17 protein-coding genes and 1 tRNA gene are annotated in these 20,858 nt (G+C 74.0%); 10 read left to right on the forward strand and 8 right to left on the reverse strand.

The features are described from left to right. Positions 1-4: 4 nt before the first annotated feature. From ettA to ACFRQN_RS08455, 3 genes are all read right to left on the reverse strand, one after another. Entirely contained in the window at positions 5-1,669 is a 1,665-nt protein-coding gene (gene ettA, locus ACFRQN_RS08445; protein ID WP_380739232.1) for an energy-dependent translational throttle protein EttA, read from the reverse strand. Positions 1,670-2,072: 403 nt separating this feature from the next. Continuing rightward, the gene (locus tag ACFRQN_RS08450) at positions 2,073-3,509 is read right to left on the reverse strand and encodes a Cys-Gln thioester bond-forming surface protein (protein WP_181970694.1); all 1,437 of its coding nucleotides are present in this window, start codon (positions 3,507-3,509) and stop codon (positions 2,073-2,075) included. Between the two features lie 354 nt (positions 3,510-3,863). Beyond that, entirely contained in the window at positions 3,864-4,472 is a 609-nt protein-coding gene (locus tag ACFRQN_RS08455) for a single-stranded DNA-binding protein (RefSeq protein WP_380739235.1), read from the reverse strand. Positions 4,473-5,126: 654 nt separating this feature from the next. Between ACFRQN_RS08455 and ACFRQN_RS08460 the strand changes: the two genes are divergently transcribed. Next, a tRNA-Arg gene (locus ACFRQN_RS08460) sits at positions 5,127-5,202 on the forward strand. A 250-nt stretch (positions 5,203-5,452) separates the two neighbouring features. On the opposite strand, the gene ACFRQN_RS08465 is transcribed toward ACFRQN_RS08460, so the two are convergent. Then, a complete protein-coding gene (locus ACFRQN_RS08465) occupies positions 5,453-6,070 on the reverse strand; it encodes a TetR/AcrR family transcriptional regulator (RefSeq protein ID WP_380739237.1) in 618 nt (205 codons plus the stop codon). 75 nt (positions 6,071-6,145) lie between these two features. Between ACFRQN_RS08465 and ACFRQN_RS08470 the strand changes: the two genes are divergently transcribed. Then, on the forward strand, positions 6,146-6,694 hold the full coding sequence (locus ACFRQN_RS08470; protein WP_074005555.1) for a GNAT family N-acetyltransferase: 549 nt from the start codon (positions 6,146-6,148) through the stop codon (positions 6,692-6,694). A 105-nt stretch (positions 6,695-6,799) separates the two neighbouring features. Here ACFRQN_RS08470 and ACFRQN_RS08475 read toward each other — a convergent pair whose 3' ends face one another. Further along, positions 6,800-8,338 carry an MFS transporter gene (locus ACFRQN_RS08475; protein ID WP_380739239.1) on the reverse strand — a complete coding sequence of 513 codons (1,539 nt, stop codon included), beginning with the start codon at positions 8,336-8,338 and terminating at the stop codon, positions 6,800-6,802. A gap of 152 nt (positions 8,339-8,490) precedes the next feature. Between ACFRQN_RS08475 and ACFRQN_RS08480 the strand changes: the two genes are divergently transcribed. The 3 genes from ACFRQN_RS08480 (at position 8,491) to ACFRQN_RS08490 (ending at position 10,777) form a co-directional block, all read left to right on the forward strand. Next, positions 8,491-9,180, forward strand: a complete 690-nt coding sequence (locus ACFRQN_RS08480; protein WP_241853153.1) for a TetR family transcriptional regulator — start codon at positions 8,491-8,493, stop codon at positions 9,178-9,180. Positions 9,181-9,215: 35 nt separating this feature from the next. Further along, complete coding sequence (locus ACFRQN_RS08485; protein ID WP_079272763.1) at positions 9,216-10,025, forward strand: enoyl-CoA hydratase/isomerase family protein; 810 nt, start codon at positions 9,216-9,218, stop codon at positions 10,023-10,025. Between the two features lie 134 nt (positions 10,026-10,159). Next, positions 10,160-10,777: a hypothetical protein gene (locus tag ACFRQN_RS08490; protein ID WP_375873165.1), complete on the forward strand. Its 618-nt coding sequence runs from the start codon at positions 10,160-10,162 to the stop codon at positions 10,775-10,777. A gap of 37 nt (positions 10,778-10,814) precedes the next feature. On the opposite strand, the gene ACFRQN_RS08495 is transcribed toward ACFRQN_RS08490, so the two are convergent. Beyond that, complete coding sequence (locus ACFRQN_RS08495; protein ID WP_049655719.1) at positions 10,815-12,041, reverse strand: acyl-CoA dehydrogenase family protein; 1,227 nt, start codon at positions 12,039-12,041, stop codon at positions 10,815-10,817. A gap of 125 nt (positions 12,042-12,166) precedes the next feature. Between ACFRQN_RS08495 and ACFRQN_RS08500 the strand changes: the two genes are divergently transcribed. After that, positions 12,167-12,790, forward strand: a complete 624-nt coding sequence (locus ACFRQN_RS08500; RefSeq protein ID WP_049655722.1) for a TetR family transcriptional regulator — start codon at positions 12,167-12,169, stop codon at positions 12,788-12,790. 87 nt (positions 12,791-12,877) lie between these two features. After that, positions 12,878-14,335 carry a cellulase family glycosylhydrolase gene (locus tag ACFRQN_RS08505; RefSeq protein ID WP_380739241.1) on the forward strand — a complete coding sequence of 486 codons (1,458 nt, stop codon included), beginning with the start codon at positions 12,878-12,880 and terminating at the stop codon, positions 14,333-14,335. A 9-nt stretch (positions 14,336-14,344) separates the two neighbouring features. On the opposite strand, the gene ACFRQN_RS08510 is transcribed toward ACFRQN_RS08505, so the two are convergent. Continuing rightward, positions 14,345-16,369, reverse strand: a complete 2,025-nt coding sequence (locus ACFRQN_RS08510; RefSeq protein WP_380739243.1) for a M3 family metallopeptidase — start codon at positions 16,367-16,369, stop codon at positions 14,345-14,347. 206 nt (positions 16,370-16,575) lie between these two features. Here ACFRQN_RS08510 and ACFRQN_RS08515 point away from each other — a divergent pair, with 206 nt between their 5' ends. After that, positions 16,576-18,288, forward strand: coding sequence for a bifunctional 3'-5' exonuclease/DNA polymerase (locus ACFRQN_RS08515; RefSeq protein WP_380739245.1), 1,713 nt, complete (start codon positions 16,576-16,578; stop codon positions 18,286-18,288). A gap of 36 nt (positions 18,289-18,324) precedes the next feature. Here the strand turns inward: ACFRQN_RS08515 and dhaM are convergent, their stop codons facing one another. Next, on the reverse strand, positions 18,325-18,717 hold the full coding sequence (gene dhaM / locus ACFRQN_RS08520) for a dihydroxyacetone kinase phosphoryl donor subunit DhaM (protein ID WP_049659695.1): 393 nt from the start codon (positions 18,715-18,717) through the stop codon (positions 18,325-18,327). Between the two features lie 166 nt (positions 18,718-18,883). On the opposite strand from dhaM, the gene dhaK reads away from it, so the two are divergent. Then, a complete protein-coding gene (gene dhaK, locus ACFRQN_RS08525; RefSeq protein WP_049659693.1) occupies positions 18,884-19,879 on the forward strand; it encodes a dihydroxyacetone kinase subunit DhaK in 996 nt (331 codons plus the stop codon). Between the two features lie 12 nt (positions 19,880-19,891). Further along, positions 19,892-20,518 carry a dihydroxyacetone kinase subunit DhaL gene (dhaL, locus tag ACFRQN_RS08530; RefSeq protein ID WP_380739247.1) on the forward strand — a complete coding sequence of 209 codons (627 nt, stop codon included), beginning with the start codon at positions 19,892-19,894 and terminating at the stop codon, positions 20,516-20,518. Positions 20,519-20,858 lie beyond the last annotated feature (340 nt).

Genomic DNA, 20,858 nt, shown 5'->3' on the forward strand with positions numbered 1-20,858 from the left:
GGTGTCAGCCTCGGGTCAGCTTCTTGTACGTGGCCCGGTGCGGACGGGCGGCGGCGGCGCCGAGCCGCTCGATCTTGTTCTTCTCGTACGACTCGAAGTTGCCCTCGAACCAGAACCACTTGCTCTCGCCCTCGTAGGCGAGGATGTGGGTGGCCACCCGGTCCAGGAACCAGCGGTCGTGGGAGATGACCACGGCGCAGCCGGGGAACTCCAGCAGGGCGTTCTCCAGCGAGGAGAGCGTCTCGACGTCGAGGTCGTTGGTGGGCTCGTCGAGGAGCAGCAGGTTGCCGCCCTGCTTGAGGGTCAGCGCCAGGTTCAGGCGGTTGCGCTCACCACCGGAGAGCACGCCGGCCGGCTTCTGCTGGTCCGGGCCCTTGAAGCCGAAGGCCGACACGTAGGCGCGGGACGGCATCTCGACCTGGCCGACGTTGATCCAGTCCAGACCGTCGGAGACGACCTCCCAGAGGGTCTTCTTCGGGTCGATGTTGGCGCGGGTCTGGTCGACGTAGCTGATCTTGACCGTCTCGCCGACCTTGACCGTGCCGCTGTCCGGGGTCTCCAGGTCCTGGAGCATCTTGAACAGGGTGGTCTTGCCGGCGCCGTTCGGGCCGATGATGCCGACGATGCCGTTGCGCGGCAGGGTGAAGCTCAGGTCGTCGATCAGGACCTTCTCACCGAAGGCCTTGTTGAGGTTCTCGACCTCGATGACGATGCTGCCCAGGCGCGGGCCCGGCGGGATCTGGATCTCCTCGAAGTCCAGCTTCCGCATCTTGTCCGCCTCGGCCGCCATCTCCTCGTAGCGGGCCAGACGGGCCTTGGACTTCGCCTGGCGGCCCTTGGCGTTGGAGCGGACCCACTCCAGCTCCTCCTTGAGGCGCTTGGCGCGCTTGGCGTCCTTCTGCCCCTCGACCTTCAGGCGGGACTGCTTGGACTCCAGGTAGGTGGAGTAGTTGCCCTCGTAGCCGATCGCGCGGCCGCGGTCGAGCTCCAGGATCCAGCCGGCCACGTTGTCCAGGAAGTACCGGTCGTGGGTGACGGCGACGACGGTGCCGGGGTACTTGGCCAGGTGCTGCTCCAGCCAGTTCACCGACTCGGCGTCCAGGTGGTTGGTGGGCTCGTCGAGCAGCAGCAGGTCGGGGGACTCCAGCAGCAGCTTGCAGAGCGCCACACGGCGCTTCTCGCCACCGGAGAGCTTGGTGACCGGCCAGTCGCCGGGCGGGCAGCCCAGGGCGTCCATGGCCTGCTCCAGCTGGGCCTCCAGGTCCCACGCGTTGGCGTGGTCCAGCTCCTCCTGGAGCTTGCCCATCTCGTCCAGCAGGGCGTCCGAGTAGTCGGTCGCCATCAGCTCGGCGATCTCGTTGAAGCGGTCGAGCTTCCCCTTGATCTCCTTGACGCCGTCCTCGACGTTCTCCAGGACGGTCTTGGTCTCGTCCAGCGGCGGCTCCTGGAGCAGCATGCCGACGGTGAAACCGGGCGAGAGGAAGGCGTCGCCGTTGGAGGGGTGCTCCAGGCCGGCCATCATCTTCAGCACGGTGGACTTACCGGCGCCGTTGGGGCCCACGACGCCGATCTTCGCTCCGGGGAGGAAGCTGAGCGTCACGTCGTCAAGGATGACCTTGTCTCCGTGAGCCTTGCGCACCTTGCGCATCGTGTAGATGTATTCCGCCACGTGAGATCGCTCCGGCGTCGTCGGGAGTATTCGGCTTGCAGCCTTCCATTGTGCCGCACCCGGCCCTGAGGCCCGAATCGCCTGGATGACCCCACCGGGGTATCCGGAAGCGCTCCCGCCCGCCCCGGCCCCGCCACCCGGACCGCGGCCGCCCGGGGCCCCCGCTCCCGCCCTCCCGGCCGCCTCTCCGCGGCCCGCACCCCGGCCACCCCGGGCCCCGCCGCCCCGTGGCCGACGCCCCCGGAGGCCCGCCCGGGAAACGCGACGGCCCAGCTCCCCGCAGCGGGTGCGGGGAGCCGGGCCGGTTGCCGCTCTCAGGGCCTCGGGAGGTCGGTGACCCCCGGCCCGCTCGGGCGGTTCCGTCGCTTCGGGCGCTTCGGGCGCCTCAGGCGGTTCGGACGGTTCAGGCGGTGGTGCGACCGTGGCGGCCGCGGCGGCGCAGGACGAAGACGGCGGCGCCACCGGCCACGACCAGGCCACCGGCGACGGCGGCGAGGATCGGGGTGGAGTCATTGGCACCGGTCTGGGCCAGGCCACCGGTGCCCGGGGCGGCGCTGGTGGTCGCCGGGGTCGGCTGGCCGGCGCCGGTGCTCGGGGTGCCCGACGGGGCCGCGCTCGGGGTGCCGGACGGCGTGCCGGTCGCGGCGGGGGTGGTCGGGGCCGGGGTCGGGGTCACGCCGACCTTGCAGTCCAGGACGCCGGTGAACTGCTTGGTGTAGCCGTTCGGGCCGGTCACGGTGAAGTCGTAGTGCGCCTTCTCCTCGACCTTGACGAGCACGCTCTCGGTCTTGCCCGGCTGGACGGCGACCTGCTGCTTGCCGACCGTGACGGTGGCGGCCTCGTCACCGCTGTTGGTGACGGACACCCGCACGCCGCCGGTGGCGCACTCCTCCTTGGCGGTGCTGTCGATCAGCGCGCCCTTGCCCTGCTTCCAGGTGGCCTTGGCGCCGCCGGCGACGTTCACCTTGGTGGAGCCGGCCAGGATCATGGTCTGGCTGTGGCGGCCGCGGGAGTCCACGCCGCTCATGAAGACCCGGCCGCTGAGCACGGTGGCCTCGGCGGTGGCGTTGATGGCGGCCTTGCCGTCCGGGGTGCCGGCCGGCACGTCCAGGAACAGCGGGGTGTCCTTGCCGATCGGACCGGCCAGGCTGCCGTTGACCGGCTTGCTGTCCTTGTCCAGCAGCTTGATCTTGTCCGCGGCGTCGCCGGTGACGGTCAGCTTGACCTCGTTCGCGCTGGAGTTCAGCAGGAACGGGCCGAGCTTGCCGCCCGACTTCCCGGAGACCGAGTCCGGGGAGAGGGTCAGCGAGGGCTTCGGCTCGGCCGCGACGCCCTTGTTGGCGTCGCCGACGAGGTAGTCGCGCAGCTTCTTGGCCTTGTCGTTGCGCGGGACGGCGTTCTTGTTGTCCGAGAACTTCCAGATCGCGGCCTGGGTGCCGGCGGCGGCGTCCGCGTCGGTCAGGCTGTCGACGCCGGCGGCCGTCGCGAGGGACGTCAGGCTGGCCTGCGGGTACGAGTTGTCCAGGATCCAGCGGATCTTGGGGGCGTTCGCGTTGCTGTTGAGCGAGCTCGACGCCCAGTCCGCCTCGTGGTACTTGGCGCCGCTGTCCAGGTAGACCGGGTTGTCGAAGTCGATGCAGTACGTCCGGAGCTTCTCCCCGGCAGCCGTCTTGAGGGTGAACAGGCCGCCGTCGACGGTGCCCTTGCCCTCGACGTCGATCTTCTCGCCGAGCATCTCGTTCTGGACTTCCGCCGTCACGCCCGAGGTCGGGGCGCCGGCCGCGACCGCCGCACCGGCCGCGAACAGGCCTCCGCCAAGCGCCAAGCTGGTCGTGAGCATGACAGTGGTTATCCGGGACAGACTCCGCCCCTGCCTCTGGAACATCTGGGATCCCTCCGGGCCGGGCCGCACCGAGTGGGCGGCCCGCCGACTTGCCGTTCCGCGCGTGCCCCCTGTGGCACTGCTACGGGTATGAACCAGACGAATCCTATTGAGCCCCAGAGGCCCGGAAACCCCCATGCGAAATCAGGACGATTCCGTATCTGGATCGTTATCAATCCCCTCAGGTCCCACACAAGCTGACGGTCGGCCAGAAAGTCCCGGGCCGCTTTCTGTTATCCGGTCGGATTGCGCGTGCGGGCACAACGACGTTCTCGATCAACATATTTGTCGACAGGGAAGGTCACCGACCGATCAGGTCAGGGCATCCTCGGCGCCACCTCCCCGCTCCGCCCCGGACACCTCGCCCGACTCCCCCGCGGCCGGCCGCCCGCCCGGCGGCAGCGCCCGGACGACGGGTGCCGCGACCGCCGCCGGGGCCGGCGCCGGGGGCACCCCGGAGCCCCTGCGCGCCTCCACCGCGCTGACGATCCACCCCGGCACGGCCTCGCCCCCGCCCTCCGCCCCGGCCGGACCGGCGCCGCCCGGCGGCTGCCCGCGCACCCCCGCCGCCCACCGGAACGCCGTGGTACCACGGGTGAGGTCGTGTCCGACCGATCGGGCGTCGATCTCGGCCCGGCTCCGCTTCACCTCCCCCTCCGTCCACTCGCGCACCCGCAGCCGGCCGCTCACCAGCACCGGATCGCCCTTGGACAGCGAGCCGATCAGATTGACCGCCAGCGCCCGCCAGGCCGTCACCGCCACCCACTGCGTCTCGCCGTCCACCCAGCACTCGCGCTGCCGGTCGTACCGCCGCTCGGTGCAGCCGAGCCGGAAGTTCGCCATCGGCACCCCGCCGCTGGTTTCGCCGTAGCTCACCTCCGTCGCCACATTGCCGATCACCGTCACATGCGTCTCGCTCACGGCGCACCCTCCGTTCTCGCCGATGCACCGTACGGAATCGACCGGTGCGCCTTGAGCGTGCACTTCGGGGGAAATCCGGGCCACCGACTTCCGAAATCCTGTGGATAACTCGGGCCTGTGGAACTGTTGTCACCCGCAGGGGTGAATTTCAGCCTTCCGTCGCCGCTTCGACCCCGCTTCTTCGCGGCCATGACAACAAACTCGCTGCTCGCCGCCCGGCCGGCGCACCCCGGAACCCGCCCGGGAACGCGCCCCGGAAGGCGCCCCGACGGCCGTCCGCGCACGTCATACGACCGGCGCAACCGCGATTAAGGCCCCCACCCGCACCGTCGGCGCCGCATTCTCCGTGCCGAATCCATAACGGGTGAGGAGGCAGCCCCGTAACGACTGCACAACGTCCGGCGCGGAACACTCCCAGACCGCTGCACTCACGGCCTTCACCTGCGATTATCGGACCGCTCCACCGAACCGACACACCAACGGCGGTGTCGTCACACCCGGCCTGGGAACCGGTCACCCTTATCCTGTCCCCGACAGGGCGAGGGCCCACCACCCCCACCCCCACCCTCAGGTACGGGGCCGGACAGCGCGCGCCCCGGCGCTCGCCAGCCCGATCCCGGCCACGGTCGCGCCCGCCAGGGCACCGCCCGTCCCGCCCCCATAGCTCAGCGGATAGAGCACCCGCCTTCTAAGCGGTAGGTCGCAGGTTCGAATCCTGCTGGGGGCACCACCCCGCAATTCCGCAGGCCACCACTCCGGCGGACACTTTCCGTGTCCGCTCCGGACCAGTCGGTAATCCCGTACACCAACCGTTCCGCGCACTCATCGCACAGAACTCGTGACCATGCGTGTCGGGCCGTCGGGAAAACGGGGCGAAAAACGGGTCCAACCGGAACAACCGGAATTCCCGGTGAATCCCCCACCCCGAACACGCCGGAGCCCGCCCCGGGCCGGGCCGGCGCGCCCGGAAGCGCCCCGGCCTACCCCGCCAGCCCGGCCAGCCCGGCCAGGTAGGCGTCCAGCAGCTCCGTCTGCCGCTCCGCCGGGAACTCCTCCGGGGCGAACAGCGCCTGGACCACCAGGCCCAGCACGAAGGCCTGCGCCCCCGCCGCGAGCGCGGCCGGGTCGGCCCGCGCCGGGAGCTCCCCCAGCCGCTGGGCGTCCGCGACGTGCGCCGTGAGCGCGGTGCGCGAGCGCGCGTAGCGGCCCGCGTGGGCGGCCGCCAGCTCCGGGTCGGCCAGGGCGTGGTCCCAGGAGCCGACCCAGATCCGGTTGTCGGCGGCGGCCTCGCCGTCCAGCGGCAGCACGTCCAGCAACGACGCCCGCACCCGGGCCAGGCCGGCCGGCGGCGCGCTGCCGTCGGCGGGGGCGGTGCGCCGGGGCCGGGCCAGCGAGCGCCGGTCCAGCTCCTCCAGGGCGTGGCTCAGCAGCGCCCGCTTGTTCGGGAAGTAGTGCGTCAACAGCCCGGTGGAGGCACCCAGTTCGGCGGCCACCGCGCGCAGGGTCAGCCCCTCGAAGCCCCGGGTGGAGAGCACCCGCCACACCCCCTCGGAGACTTCCGAGCGTCGGGCGTCATGGTCTCCACGGGCCGGTGTCATGGGGGCTATCTTACGTACCAAACGTTTGTTATGAATAGTCCAGCCAACCTCAGCACCACCCGTGAAAGGCCGCCCGTGTTTGCCGTACCGCTCACCGAGAACGCCGAACTGCGCCCGCTGGAGCCCTGGCAGGCGCCCGAGTTCCTGACCCACCTCGACCGCGCCCGCGCCCACACCGACCCGTGGATCCCCTGGGCCACCTTCTCCGTCGACCTGGAGTCCGCCCGCGCCACCCTCCAGCGCTACGCCGACGGCCTGGCCGCCGACCAGAAGCGGATCTACGGGATCTGGCTGGACGGCACCCTGGTCGGCGGCGTGATGTTCGTGAGCTTCGACGCCCGGTCCGGCGTCTGCGAGATCGGCGCCTGGACGGAGCCGGCCGGCGAGGGCCACGGGCTGATCACCGCCGCCGTCAAGCAGCTGCTCGACTACGCCTTCACCACCCGCGGCATGCACCGCGCCGAGTGGTGGTGCTCCTCCGTCAACGCCCGCAGCCGGGCGGTCGCCGAGCGGGTCGGCATGACCCGCGACGGCGTGCTGCGCGAGTGGTACCCGTACAACGGGGTCCGCTACGACAAGGAGATCTGGGCCGTGCTGGCCGACGAGTGGACCAGCCGGGCCTGAACCGGGAACGGCGCCGGGCCCGGTGGACTCCCCCGCCCACCGGGCCCCGCACCGCACCGCACCACACCGTCCCGGCGGCCCACCAGCCCGCCGGCCGCCCACCCGTCAGGCGGCCGGCGCCACCCCCGCTGACCCGGCCGAGCCCGCCAGCTCGGCCGGCCGCAGCCGCAGCACGCACACCAGCGCCAGCGCCAGCACCCCGCCCGCCGACAGGAAGACCACGTCCACCGCGTCCGTGAAGCTGCGCACCGCGTGCTCGCGCGCCGCCCCGGTCAGCGCCCGGACCGCGCCGAGCGGCCGCCCCGGCTCGCCCGCCTCGAAGACCCGGGTCAGCACGGTGCCGAAGAGCGCCGCGCCGAGCGCGCTGCCGAGGCTCTGGAAGAACCGGATCCCCGTGGTCGCCACCCCCAGCTGGTGCCGGGGCGCGGTCTCCTGCACCACCGTGACCAGCTGGCCGATCAGCTGCCCCAGCCCGCAGCCCAGCAGGGCGAGTTCGGCCAGCACCGCCCACAGCCCGGTGTCCGGCCCGCTGAGGCCGAGCAGGGCGAGGGCGAGCGTGGCGCAGGCCGCGCCGGCCGCCAGGAAGGTCCGGGGCGGGTGGCCGCGCCCGGTCAGCCGCCCGACCAGCAGGCCGGCCGCCGTCATCCCGGCCGCCATCGGGACCAGGTAGAGGCTGGCCGAGGTCGGGGCCACGCCCCGGGCGATCTGCAGGTAGAGCATCACGTACATGATCGAGCCGACCATGCCCATCCCGACCAGCCCCTGGATCGCGAAGCCCAGCCGCACCGCGCGGATCCGGAACAGCGACAGCGGCAGCACCGGCTCGGCGGCGGTGGCCTGACGCCACAGGAAGAGGCCGAGCGCGGCCAGGGTGGCGGCGGCGAGCCCGAGGATCACCGGGGAGGTCCAGGCGTGGTCCTTGCCGCCCCACTCGGTGACGAGCAGCAGCCCGGTCGCGAAGGCCGCCGCGAGGGCCGCGCCGACGAAGTCCAGGCTCCGGCGGCCGGTCGCCCGGGGCAGCCTGACCACCAGGGCCACGCCGACCAGCACCAGCAGGCCGAGCGGCAGGTTGACGTAGAAGACCCAGCGCCAGCCGAGGTGGTCGGTGAGCAGCGCGCCGACCAGCGGGCCGACCGCCATGCCGAGGCCGGCGACGATCCCGCCCACGGCCCCGCCCTTGGCCCCGCCGCGCTCCTCCGGGTCCTTGAACTGGGCGATGACCACCATGGTGACGCTCATCAGCCCGCCGCCGCCGACGCCCTGCACCGCCCGGAAGGCGATCAGCTGGTCCATCGACTGCGCCGCCCCGCAGAGCGCCGAGCCGAGCAGGAAGGTGCCGACGGCCCCGAGCAGCACGCGCTTGGCGCCGTACACGTCGCAGAGCCTGCCGTACAGCGGCAGCAGCGCGGTGGCGGCCAGGGCGAACGCGCTGACCAGCCAGGGCAGCCGGTCCACGCCGTGGACGGGATCGAGGTCGCGGACGATCGGCACGGTGGCGGCCGACACGATGTTCATGTCGAGCACCGCCAGCACGATCGTGACCAGGCAGAGCAGCATGCCCAGCTTGCGCTGGGCCGGGGTCATCAGCGCGGTGTCCGGCGGCGCGGGTGCGGCAGCGGGTACGGCAGCGGCGGTGGTGGCCATGGTCGGGTCCCCCCAGGGTCCGTCGGATTCGCGCCGGGGCCGGGGCGGCCGGCGGCACGCCCTCACCATCGCAGCGTTTTTGGACTCGGTCAATTCTTCATCCCGACCAATCTTTCCGCCTGGTCAACATTTGATCCTGGTACAGTCCCCCCATGGCGATGCGACCCGCACAGGACTTCGGCCCCGACGTCGACCTCGACGCCCTCCCGCTGCGCGAGCGCAAGAAGTTCCAGACCGGCATGCGGATCTTCCGCACGGCCGTCGCGCTGTTCACCGAGCGCGGCTTCGACCAGGTCTCGGTCGCGGAGATCGCCGCCGCCGCCGAGGTGTCCAAGATGACCGTCTTCAACTACTTCCCCACCAAGGAAGACCTGGTCATGGGCCCGATGGAGCAGCACCTCGACGAGCCGGCCCAGGCGGTGCGCGACCGCGCCCCGGGCACCTCGGCGGTGACGGCGCTGCGCGAGCAGTTCCTCGCCGCACTGGAGCGCTTCGACCCGGCCGCCGGGCTGAACGACGACCGGATCGTGCTCGACGTGGTCCGGCTGATCCACCGCACCCCCGCGCTGACCGCCCGCGCCACCCACGGCTTCGACCGGCTGGCGCACGCCGCGCTCGCCGCCGAACTGCTCGCCCAGGACCCGGCCCACGACGAACTGACCGCCCGGGTCGCCACCGCCCAGCTGCTCGCCGTCCGGGTCGCGCTGATCGCCGCCAACCACCGGCGGATGCTGGCCGGCGAGCGCGCCGCCGACGCCCTGCCCGCCGTCCTGGAGGAGGCCCGCCGCGCCTTCGCCCTGCTCGAGCACGGCCTCGGCGACTACTGCACCCGCGCCGCCTGAGAGAGTTGGCGCACCACGACCGACCGGAGGTGCGCATGGACCAGCCGCTGCTCACACGGGACCGCTCCGCCCTGCCCGCGCAGGCCGACGGCCTCAACGCGTACGTCGGCGAGGACGGCGTCGCCGTCCTGGAGTTCGCCCGCCCGCACCGCCGCAACGCGGTGACCCTGGCGGTCTGGCAGGCGCTGCCCAAGGTGCTGGAGCAGCTGGCCGGCCACCCGGGCGTGCGCGTCCTGCTGCTCACCGGCGCCGGCAACACCTTCAGCGCGGGCGCGGACATCGCCGAACTCTCCGAGGTGTACGGCGATCCGGACCGCGCGGAGGCCTACCACGCGACCAACGTCGCCGCCGAGGAGGCGCTGGCGGCCTTCCCGCACCCGACCCTCGCCGTGGTGCACGGCGCCTGCGTCGGCGGCGGCTGCCAGCTGGCCGTCGCCTGCGACCTGCGGTTCGTCGCCGAGGACGCCCGGCTCGGGATCACCCCGGCCAAGCTCGGCGTGGTCTACCCGGCGGTGCCGACCGTACGGCTGGCCCGGCTGATCGGCCCGGCCCGGGCCAAGTACCTGCTGTTCTCCGGCGAGTTGGTGGCCGGCCGGGACGCGCTGCCGCTCGGCCTGGCCGAACGCGTCCTGCCGGACGCCGAACTGGACGCCGCCGCCCTGGACTTCGCCCGGCTGCTGACCCGTCGCTCCGCCCAGACCGTCGGCGCGGCCAAGGCCGTCCTGGACGCCCCGCCCGAGCGGGCCGACGAGGTCCTGGCCCCCTGGCTGCTCCGCGCCCGGGAGGGCTCGGACGTCCGCGAGGGCCTGGCCGCCTTCCTGGAGGGCCGGCCCGCCCGGTTCTGAACGGGAACGGGTCCGAGCGGGAACGCTCCCGCGCGGGAACGGTGCGGGCCCGGCGGAAGGGGCCGCACCAGCACCCGTACGATCATCCGGCCGGAACCCGTCCACCCCTTCCCGCCCCCGGAGCACCCACCCCGATGACGACCGAGGCCCAGGCCGTGCCCGCCCCGCCCGCCCCCACCCGCCGGACGGCCCTGGCCCGCCGGATCACCGACGGCCTGGAGCCGAAGAACGTGATCCTCGTGCTGCTCCCGCTGCTGGGCGGCCTCCGCTACGGCTGGGCGGGCATCGGCTGGGCGCTGTTCGCCGCCCTGTTCGCCGCCGTCGTCCCGACCCTGATCATCGGCCACGGCATGCGCAAGGGCACCGTGGCGGACCGTCACGTCGGCCGACGGCAGCGCCGGCTGACCCTCTTCCCGCTCATCATGGGCTCGGTGCTGCTCAGCTTCGCGGTGATGATCGGACTGGACGCCCCGGCCGACCTGACCGCGCTGGTGCTGGCGATGTTCGCCTCGCTGGTCCCGATCCTGGTGATCACCGTCTGGTGGAAGGTCTCCGTGCACACCGCCGTGGCCACCGGCGCGGTGGTCTGCCTCGCCATCGCGCTCGGCCCGCTCTGGCTGCTGCTCGGCGCGCTGGTCCCGCTGATCGGATGGTCCCGGGTGGTGCTGCGGGACCACACCGCCGCGCAGACGGCCGTCGGCGCGGCGGTGGGCGCGCTCGCCGCCGGCCTCACCTTCTGGGCCGCCCGCTGACGGACGGCCCACCGGCCCGGGCGACCAGGACGACCGGTCAGCGGATCGGCACCCCCGAGATCGCCCGGGCGATCACCAGCCGCTGGATCTCGCTGGTCCCCTCGAAGATCGAGTAGATCGCGCTGTCCCGGTGCATCCGCTCCACCGGGTACTCCCGGGTGAAGCCGTTGCCGCCGAGGATCTGCATCGCCTGCGCGGTCACGTACTTGGCGGTCTCGCCCGCGTACAGCTTGGACATCGAGCCCTCGGCCGCCGTGAACGGCTGGTTGTTGACCGCCATCCAGGAGGCCCGCCACACCAGCAGCCGGGCCGCGTCGATCCGGGTCCTCATGTCGGCGAGCTGGAAGGCCACGCCCTGGTTGTCGATGATCGGCCGGCCGAACTGCTCCCGGGTCCTCGCGTAGTCCAGCGCCACCTCGTACGCGGCCCGGGCGATGCCGATCGCCTGCGCGCCGACGGCCGGCCGGGAGGCCTCGAAGGTGGCCATCGCCGCGTTGCCCCTGCCGCCGGGGCGCTTGACGCCCTCGCGGGCCCGGGCGAGGCGCTCGTCCAGCTTCTCCTTGCCGCCGAGCAGGCAGCTGCCGGGCACCCGGACGCCGTCCAGCACCACCTCGGCGGTGTGCGAGGCGCGGATGCCGTGCTTCTTGAACTTCTGGCCCTGGCTCAGCCCCGGGGTGCCCGGCGGGACGACGAAGGAGGCCTGGCCCTTGGCGCCGAGCTCCGGGTCGACGGTGGCGACCACCACGTGGACGGCGGCGATCCCGCCGTTGGTGGCCCAGGTCTTGGTGCCGGTGAGCACCCACTCGTCCTTGGCCTCGTCGTACACCGCCCGGGTGCGCAGCGCCGAGACGTCGGAGCCGGCGTCCGGCTCGGAGGAGCAGAAGGCGGCCACCTTGACGTCCTCCGGGGTGCCGAACATCTGCGGGGTCCAGGTGCCGATCTGCTCGTCGGTGCCGTTGGCTAGCACCGCGACGGCGGCCAGGGTGGTGCCGACGATGGACAGCCCGATGCCCGCGTCGCCCCAGAACAGCTCCTCCATGGCGATCGGGATGCCGACGCCGGAGGGGTCGAAGTACTGCTGGGCGTAGAAGTCCAGCGAGTAGATGCCGAGTTTGGCGGCCTCCTGGATGACCGGCCAGGGGGTCTCCTCGCGCTCGTCCCACTCGGCCGCGGCGGGGCGCATCACGTCGGCGGCGAAGCCGTGCAGCCAGTCGCGTACGGCGAGCTGGTCCGCGCCCGGGTCCAGCGAGAACGTGCTGCTCATGGTGCGTGCCTCCGAAGACGTGTGCGGCCGACCGGGGTGTTACCTCGGGTAACATCGTCGGAGTCTGCTACTGATTGGTAACCGGTGTCAACGCCCAGACGGACCCCAACTCCGAGGAGCAGCGCATGTCCCGAGAGCCCCGCCGCGAGCAGCTGCTCAACGCCGCCGACCGGGTCGTCCAGCGCGAGGGGCCGGGCGCCAGCATGAACGCCATCGCCGCCGAGGCCGGCATCACCAAGCCGATCCTCTACCGCCACTTCGGCGACCGGAACGGCCTGATCAGAGCCCTGACCGAGCGCCACACCGGCGGACTGCTGGCCGCCGTCCGGGCCGCCCTCGCCGAGCCGCTGGAGCGCCGCGACCGGGTCGAGCACGTCCTGGACACCTACCTCGCCGGCATCGAGGCCCGCCCCCAGGTCTACCGGCTGCTCACCCACCCCGAGCCCGGCGACCCGAGCGGCGCCGGCAACGCCCTCGCCCCCGCGCTCCGGCAGATCGCCGAGGAGATCACCCGGGCCGTGCAGAGCCAGGTCGACCTCGGCGCCGACCGCGACCTGCTCGCCGAGGCCTGGGGCCGGGGCATCACCGGGATGGTGCTGGCCGCCGGGGACTGGTGGCTGGAGACCAGACCCTGCTCGCGCGCCCGGATGGTGCAGGCGCTGGCCGACCTGCTCTGGGGCCGGCTGGCCGCCGCCGCGGACCGGCCTACCGCCGTCCTGCCGACCGCGCCCGAACCGGCCGCGGACTGAGTCCTCCGTAGACCGAACTCTTGTGCGGCGCACGGAAGTCCGGGCATCATCGGGCCCCACCCCACCCCCCGCCGTGCGAGGTCCCCGATGCGCCTGCGCCGCACCGCCGTCGCCCTGCTGCTCGCCGCCACCGCCGTCCTGACCGCCGTCCCGGCCTCGGCCCACGACGGCCCCCCGGACCGCTTCCCCACCGGAACGGCCACCGCCGCCGACGGCCGTACCGCCCTCACCGACGCCCAGGGCCGCCGGCTCCTCCTGCGCGGCTTCAACCTCGACAAGTACGCCGAGGCCACCCCGGCCGACCTCGACTCCGTCGCCGCCCAGGGCTTCACCCTGGTCCGGCTGCCGGTCTCCTGGACCAGGCTGGAACCCCGGCGCGGCCGCCTCGACCCCACCGAACTGCACCGCGTCCAGCGGCTCCTCGACCGGGCCGACCGGCTGGGCCTGCTGGTCCTGGTCGACCTCCACCAGGACGTCTACGGGCCCGCGTTCGGCGGCGGCACCAACGGCGTCCCCGTCTGGGCCACCCGGGACGACGGCCTGCCGTTCACCCCGGACCCGGACGACTGGTTCGCCGGCTACTTCCAGCCCGCCGTCCAGGCCGCCTTCCGCCACCTCTACGACGACCCCGACCTGCGCGCCTGGCAGGCCGACTTCTACACCCGGCTCGCCCGCGAACTGCGCGGCCACCGCTCGCTGCTGGGCTACGACCTGTTCAACGAGCCGTTCGGCCCGGTGGACGGCGACCCGAGCGACCCGGCCGTGCTGGCCGCCGCCGCCTCCGCCCTGGAGCAGGGCCGGCTGGCCGACATGTACCGCCGCCTGATCGCCGCCGTGCGCCGGGCCGACTCCCGCGCCTGGCTGTTCGTCGAGCCGACCGTGCTGGTCGGCCAGGGCGTGCCCACCAGCCTGCCCGGCTTCGCCGACCCCCGCCCCGGCGCGGCCCGGCTCGGCTACGCGCCGCACTTCTACGACACCGCGGTCGAGGGCGGCGCCGACTGGAACCCCGCCGACGGCTTCGTGGAGCGGTACACCGCCGCGATCACCGGCTACCCGGCCGCCCACCGCCTGCCCGTCCTGGTCGGCGAGTGGGGCCCGCCGGACTCCCGCACCCCGGGCAACACCGAGCTGGTCCGCCGTCAGACCGCCGCGATGGACGGCTTCGCCGAGGGCTGGACGATGTGGTACTGGTGCCGGGGCAACGGCGGCTACTGCGCGCTCGACCCGGCCGGGCGCCCCGCCCCCGGCGACGAACCCGCCTTCGGCCCGTACCCGGTGGCCGTCGCGGGCACGGACGTCCGCACCGACGCCCGCGCCGACGGCGCCACCGTCCGCTGGCGCGCCGACGGCACCGGGCGCGGCAGCGAACTCCTGCTCCCCCCGGCCGCGTTTCCGCACGGGGCCCGGGTCGCCGTCTCCCCCGCCGGCGCCCGGGTCGAGGTCGACCAGCCGACCGGCGGGCGCGCGGGAACCGTCCGCGTCCGGCTCCCGCACACCCGCCGGGGCACAACCGTGACGGTCACGCTCACCGCGGCCCGACCGTGACGGTGACGGTCAGACCAGCCCCCGGCGGGCCAGCAGCGGCCCGGTCTCCGGCGCCCGGCCGAGGACCGCGCGGAAGGACTCCAGCGGGTCCCGGCTGAACCCGCGCGCCAGCAGCTCGCGCCGGAACAGCTCACCGCTCTCCCGCACCGCGCGCCCGTTGGTCTCGAACCACTGCACGGTGTCGGCGTCCAGCACCTCCGACCAGATGTACGCGTAGTACGCGGCGCTGTAGCCGCTGGAGAAGATGTGCTGGAAGTACGTCGTCCGGTAGCGCGGCGGGATCGCGTCCACCGCGATCCCGGCCGCGGCGAGCGCCCGCGCCTCGAACTCCTCGGCGTCCGCGACCTCCTCGCCGCGCGGCACGGTGTGCCACGCCCAGTCCAGCAGCGTGGCCGCCAGGTACTCCACCGTCCGGAAGCCCTGCCCGAAGCCCTCGGCCGCCGTCATCCGCTCGACCAGCTCGGCCGGCAGCGGCTCCCCGGTCGCGTGGTGGCGGGCGTAGTTGGCCAGCACCTCCGGCCGGACCATCCACATCTCGTTGACCTGCGAGGGGAACTCGACGAAGTCCCGGGGCACCGAGGTGCCGGAGAACAGCGGGTAGCGCACGTCCGAGAACAGCCCGTGCAGCGCGTGCCCGAACTCGTGGAACAGCGTGCGCACCTCGTCCCAGTCCATCAGCACCGGCTCGCCGGGCGCCGGGCGCGGGATGTTGAGGTTGTTCAGCACCACCGGGCGCTGCCCGGTCAGCCCGGACTGGGCCACCATCGCGTCCATCCAGGCGCCGCCGCGCTTGGACGCCCGGGCGTGGAAGTCGCCGATGAACAGGCCCAGCGGGGTGCCGTCCTCCTCGAACACCTCGAAGACCCGGGCGTCCCGGTGGTGGGCCGTCAGCTCCGGCCGCTCGGTGAAGGTCACCCCGTACGCCAGGTTCGCGGCGAAGAACACGCCGTCCCTCAGCACCCGCTCCAGCTCGAAGTACGGGCGCAGCACGGCCGCGTCCACCTGGTAGGAGCTCTGCCGGACCTTCTCCGAGTAGTACGCCCAGTCGTGCGCGGCGATCTCCGTGATGCCGTCCGCGGCGGCCGCCCTGGCCAGCTCGGCGGCCTCCCGGCGGGCGTTGGCCACCGCCGGCTCCACCAGCCGGGCCAGCAGCGAGGAGACCGCCTCGACGGTACCGGCCGTCTCGTCCGCCACCACGTACGCGGCGTGGCTCGGATACCCGAGCAGCGCGGCCCGCTCGGCGCGCAGCCCGGCCATCCGGATCGCCAGCGGGCCGTTGGCCTCGACGCCCCGGCCGAGCGAGGCGGCCAGCAGCCGCTCGCGCACCGCGCGGTCGGTGAGCTGGGCCAGCTCGGGCTGGCCAGAGGTGTTCTTCAGGCTCAGCACGTACCGGCCGTCGTGGCCCAGCACCCGGGCGTTCTCGGCGGCCCCGGCGATCGCGCCCCCGGACAGCCCGGCCAGTTCCTCGGCGGAGTCCAGGACCAGCGCGGCGGCCCGGGTGGCGGCGTTCACGTTCTGCTGGAACGTGGTGCCGAGCGCGGCGAGTTCGGCGTTCAGCTCGCGCAGCCGGGCCTGCTCGGCCGCGCCCAGCCGGGCGCCGGAGCGCACGAAGGCGGTGTACCGGCGCTCCAGCAGGCGCAGCGACTCCGGGTCCAGGCCGAGCCCGGCGCGGTCCCCGTACAGCGCCTCGATCCGGGCGAACAGCGCGAGGTCCAGGTGGATCGCGTCGTGGTGGGCGGCGAGCAGCGGGCTCACCTTCGCCTCCACCTCGTCCAGCACGTCGGTGGTGTCCGAGGAGGACTGGTTGCGGAACACCGCGTCGACCCGGCGCAGCAGCTCCCCGGAGCGCTCCAGGGCCACCAGGGTGTTCTCGAAGGTCGGCAGGCTCCGGTCCGCGGTGATCACCGCGATCTCGGCCAGCTGCTCGGCCATCCCCCGCTCGTACGCGGGCAGGTAGTGCTCCTCGCGGATCTCGGCGAACGGCGGGAGCTCGTAGACCAGCGGGCTGGCCTGGAAGAACGGGTTCACGGTCATTTCGCGAACCCTACGCCGTGTCCCGAGCCGTGCCCACGTGCTTTTGCCGCCCCTCGCGGGGCCCGCGTGCCGCCCGTTGTCGTACCCACCCGTTAACGTCGACGCGCGGGCCCGTCGGTCGCGGGCCGCGGCGTGCCCGTCCGCGGGCCCGCGTCCCCGTACCCGTCCCCGCACGCCCGACCGCGCGCCGGAGAGGAGCAGCCCCCGTGGCACCCAGGACCGCCATCGCGCCCGATCCGCACGGCCCCGGCGGCCGGCTCCAGCCGCTGGACGACACGGGCCGGCCGCTCGGCCCGGCGGAGGCCGTCCGCGACCTCGCCACCGCCGTCGCCGCCCGGGAGGCCGCCGACCACCCGCGCTGGGTCTGGGCCGCGGCCGACTCCGGGTACGCCCCGCTGCTGCCGCGCCTGCCCGACCGGCTCGCCCGCTGCCACGACCTGCGGCTGGTCGAGGCGCTGCTGCTGGCGCACGAGGGCCGGTTCGGGGCGCCGCGCTCGCTCGGCGCCGCCTGGGCCCGGCTGCGGAACCTGCCCGTCCCGGCGGACCTGCCCGAGCCCGGCCTGGCCGACGCCGACGACGGCCAGGACACCCTGTTCGCCCCCGACCGGCTGCAACTGCCGCCCGGCGCCGACCCGTTGGAGGCCGTGGCCGCCGTCCACGCCGAACAGCAGCGCCGGATCGCCGCCATCGCCGACCCGGCCGCCCGGCAGCGCTTCCGGCTGCTGGTCGCCGCCGAGTCGGCCGGCGCCCTGGTGGCCGCCGAGACGGCCCACGACGGGCTGCCCTGGCGGGCCGACGTCCACGACCGGCTGCTGACCGAACTGCTCGGCCCCCGGCCGACCGTCCCCGGCACCCAGCCCAGGGTCCTCGCCGAGCTCGCCGTCGACCTCCAGCAGGCCCTCGGCGCCAAGCCGTTCAACCCCGACTCGCACACCCAGGTGCTGCGCGCCTTCGCCGAGGCGGGCATCCAGCTCGGCTCCACCCGCTCCTGGGAGCTCAAGGGCGTCGACCACCCGGCCGCGCAGCTGCTGGTCCGCTACAAGGAGCTGTCCCGGATCCACGTCGCGCACGGCTGGGCCTGGCAGGACGCCTGGGCCCGCGGCGGCCGGTTCCGGCCCGAGTACGTGGTCGGCGGCGTGGTCTCCGGGCGCTGGGCCAGCCGCGGCGGCGGCGCCCTGCAGATCCCGCGCATCCTGCGCCGCGCCGTGGTCGCCGACCCGGGCTGGCTGCTGGTCGTCGCCGACGCCGCCCAGCTGGAGCCCCGGGTGCTCGCCGCGCTCTCCCAGGACGCCGGGCTGGCCCGCACCGCCGCCGGCGGCGACCTGTACGAGGCGCTCGCCGCCCAGGCCTTCCAGGGCGACCGGGACAAGGCCAAGCTCGGCCTGCTCGGCGCCATGTACGGGCAGACCAGCGGCGACATCGGCCCGCTGCTGAACACCCTGCACCGCCGCTACCCGGCCGCGATGGGCTACGTCGAGGCCGCCGCCCGCACCGGCGAGGACGGCGGCGTGGTCGCCTCCCGGCTCGGCCGGGTCTGCCCGCCGGCCTCCGCCGACTTCCTCGACCTCACCGAGGGCGAGGGCGCGGGCGAGGCCGGCGGCCGCACCGCCCGCGCCCGCGGCCGCTTCACCCGCAACTTCGTCATCCAGGCCAGCGCCGCCGACTGGGCGCTGGCCCTGCTCGCGGCCCTGCGCCGCCAGCTGAACGAACTGCCCGCGACGGGCCCGGAGGACCGCCCGCACCTGGTGTTCTTCCAGCACGACGAGGTGATCGTGCACACCCCGGCCAACCTCGCCGACGAGGTGGCCGCCGCCGTCGCCGAGGCGGCCGACGAGGCCCGCCGGCTGGTGTTCGGCGACACCCCGGTGCGCTTCCCGCTCAGCACGGCGGTGGTGGACTGCTACGCGGACGCCAAGTGAGCCGCGGGCACTGGACGACGCCCGGACACCGGGCCGTCAGAGCTTCCGGAACCCGCGCGCGTCCTCGGCCGCCGCGACCACCTCGGCCAGGCCCGCCCCGGTCGAGGCGGTGACGGCGGCGGCCACCGCGCCCTCCACGAACGGCGCGTCCACCAGCTGCACGCCCGGGCGCGGCTCGTCCTCCAGCACCGTGACGGCGGTGAGCACCGAGCTGCCGAGGTCCGGCAGCACGACCACGCCCGCCCCGGCGTCGGCCCGCGCGATCGCCCCGGCGATCAGGTCGTAGCTGGTGCCGAGCCCGCCGTCCTCAGTGCCGCCCGCGACGACCACCCGCACGCCGTCCGAGGCGAGTTCGCCGAGCAGCTCGCGCAGCCCCTCCGCGAGCCGGGCGCTGTGCGAGACCAGAACAATGCCCACGTTCTCACTCATGCGGCCGACCCTACGGCCGGAACCCGGTACTCCGGGAGAGTGATCGGAATCCCGCGTGTCGCACCCCGTGCCCACCACCCCCGTCTGGCGTAGCGTCGGGGCTACGGCGTCGCCGGCCGTGGCGTCCTCACCCAGGTCACCCAGGTCACCAAGGGAGCGAAGAGCGTTGAAGAAGCTGATCAACACCCCGGAGAGCGTCCTGGAGGACGCGCTGGCCGGGATCGCCGCCGCCCATCCGGAGCTGACGGTGGACGTCCCCAACCGGGTGATCACCCGGGCCGCCCGCCCGGCCGGCCCGAAGGTCGCGCTGATCTCCGGCGGCGGCTCCGGCCACGAACCGCTGCACGGCGGCTTCGTCGGCCCCGGCATGCTCGACGCCGCCTGCCCCGGCGAGGTCTTCACCTCGCCCGTCCCGGACCAGATGCTGGCCGCCGCCAAGGCCGTGGAGACCGGCGCCGGCGTGGTCTTCGTCGTGAAGAACTACACCGGCGATGTGATGAACTTCGAGCTCGCCGCCGAACTCGCCGCCGAGGAGGGCCTGGAGGTCCGCACCGTCCTGGTCAACGACGACGTCGCGGTCGAGGACTCCACCTGGACGGCCGGCCGCCGGGGCACCGGCGCGACCGTGCTGGTCGAGAAGACCGCCGGCGCGCTGGCCGAGCGCGGCGCCCCGCTGGACGAGGTGGCCGCCCTGGGCGAGCGGGTCAACGCCGCCTCCCGCTCCTTCGCCGTCGCGCTCACCGCGGCCACCGTCCCGGCCGCCGGCAAGCCCGGCTTCGACCTGCCCGAGGACGAGATCGAGGTCGGCGTCGGCATCCACGGCGAGCCCGGCCGCCGACGCGAGAAGCTCCGCCCGGCCCGCGAGCTGGCCGCCGAGGTCGTCGACACCATCCTGACCGACCACCACCTGACCCCGGGCGACGAGGTGATCGCCCTGCTCAACGGCCTCGGCGCGACCCCGCTGCTGGAGCTGTACGTGGTCTACGGCGAGGTCGCCGCCCGGCTCGCCGAGCGCGGCATCACGGTGGCCCGCAGCCTGGTCGGCAACTACGTCACCAGCCTGGACATGGCGGGCTTCTCGCTCACCCTCACCAAGGCCGACGCCGAGCTGCTGGAACTCTGGGACGCCCCGGTCGACACCCCCGCCCTCAAGCGGGCCTGAGGAGGACGCACGATGGACTTCGACACCCCGCTGGCCGAGGCCTGGGTCCGCGCGATCGCCGCGGCCGTCGAGAAGGAGCGGGCCCGGCTCACCGACCTGGACTCCGCGATCGGCGACGGCGACCACGGCAGCAACCTCCAACGCGGCTTCGCCGCCGCCCTGACCGCCCTGGACGGCCTCCAGCCCGCCGGCCCCGGCGCCGTCCTCACCAAGACCGGCACCACCCTCATCTCCAAGGTCGGCGGCGCCTCCGGCCCGCTCTACGGCAAGGCCTTCCGCGCCATCGGCGCCGCCCTGCCCGACCCTGCCGACCCGGCCGCCGTCGCCGAGGCCCTGTCCGCCGGCCTGGACGCCATCCGCCTCCTCGGCAAAGCCGCCCCCGGCGACAAGACCATCGTGGACGCCTGGACCCCGGCCGTCGCCGCCTTCCGCGCCACAGCCGCCACCGGCGCCGACCTCCCCACAGCGGCCGCAGCGGCCGCCGAAGCCGCCGAACAGGGCGCCCGCGACACCATCCCCCTCCAGGCCCGCAAGGGCCGCGCCTCCTACCTCGGCGAACGCAGCATCGGCCACCAGGACCCCGGCGCCACCTCCACCGCCCTCGTCTTCCGCACCCTCGCCGACATCACCACCACCTGACCCCCACCCACCGCCCACACACACCCACCTCCCCCACACCCACCCCACCCGCCTCATCCCCCACCTCCCGCACCAGGGCCACCTCCCCCGCCCCCACCCACCCGCCCCTCCCCCCGCGAGAGGGACGCGCTGCGGGAGGGGGTGGCGCAGGGGGTGGCCGCGGAGAGGGGCGTGACGGGTGATTTTCAGACTGCCAACGATCTGAACGCCCCACCTCCAGGGTTGGCAGTCTGAAAATCATCCAGCCCCCGGAGCGGCCCCCCCCCGGGGCCCCCCCCCCCCCCCCCCCCCCCCCCCACCCCCACCCCCCCCCCCCCCCCCCCACAAACCCCCCCAACAA

Origin of the sequence: Kitasatospora sp. NPDC056800, from assembly GCF_042789775.1 — a bacterium.
GTDB lineage: Bacteria > Actinomycetota > Actinomycetes > Streptomycetales > Streptomycetaceae > Kitasatospora.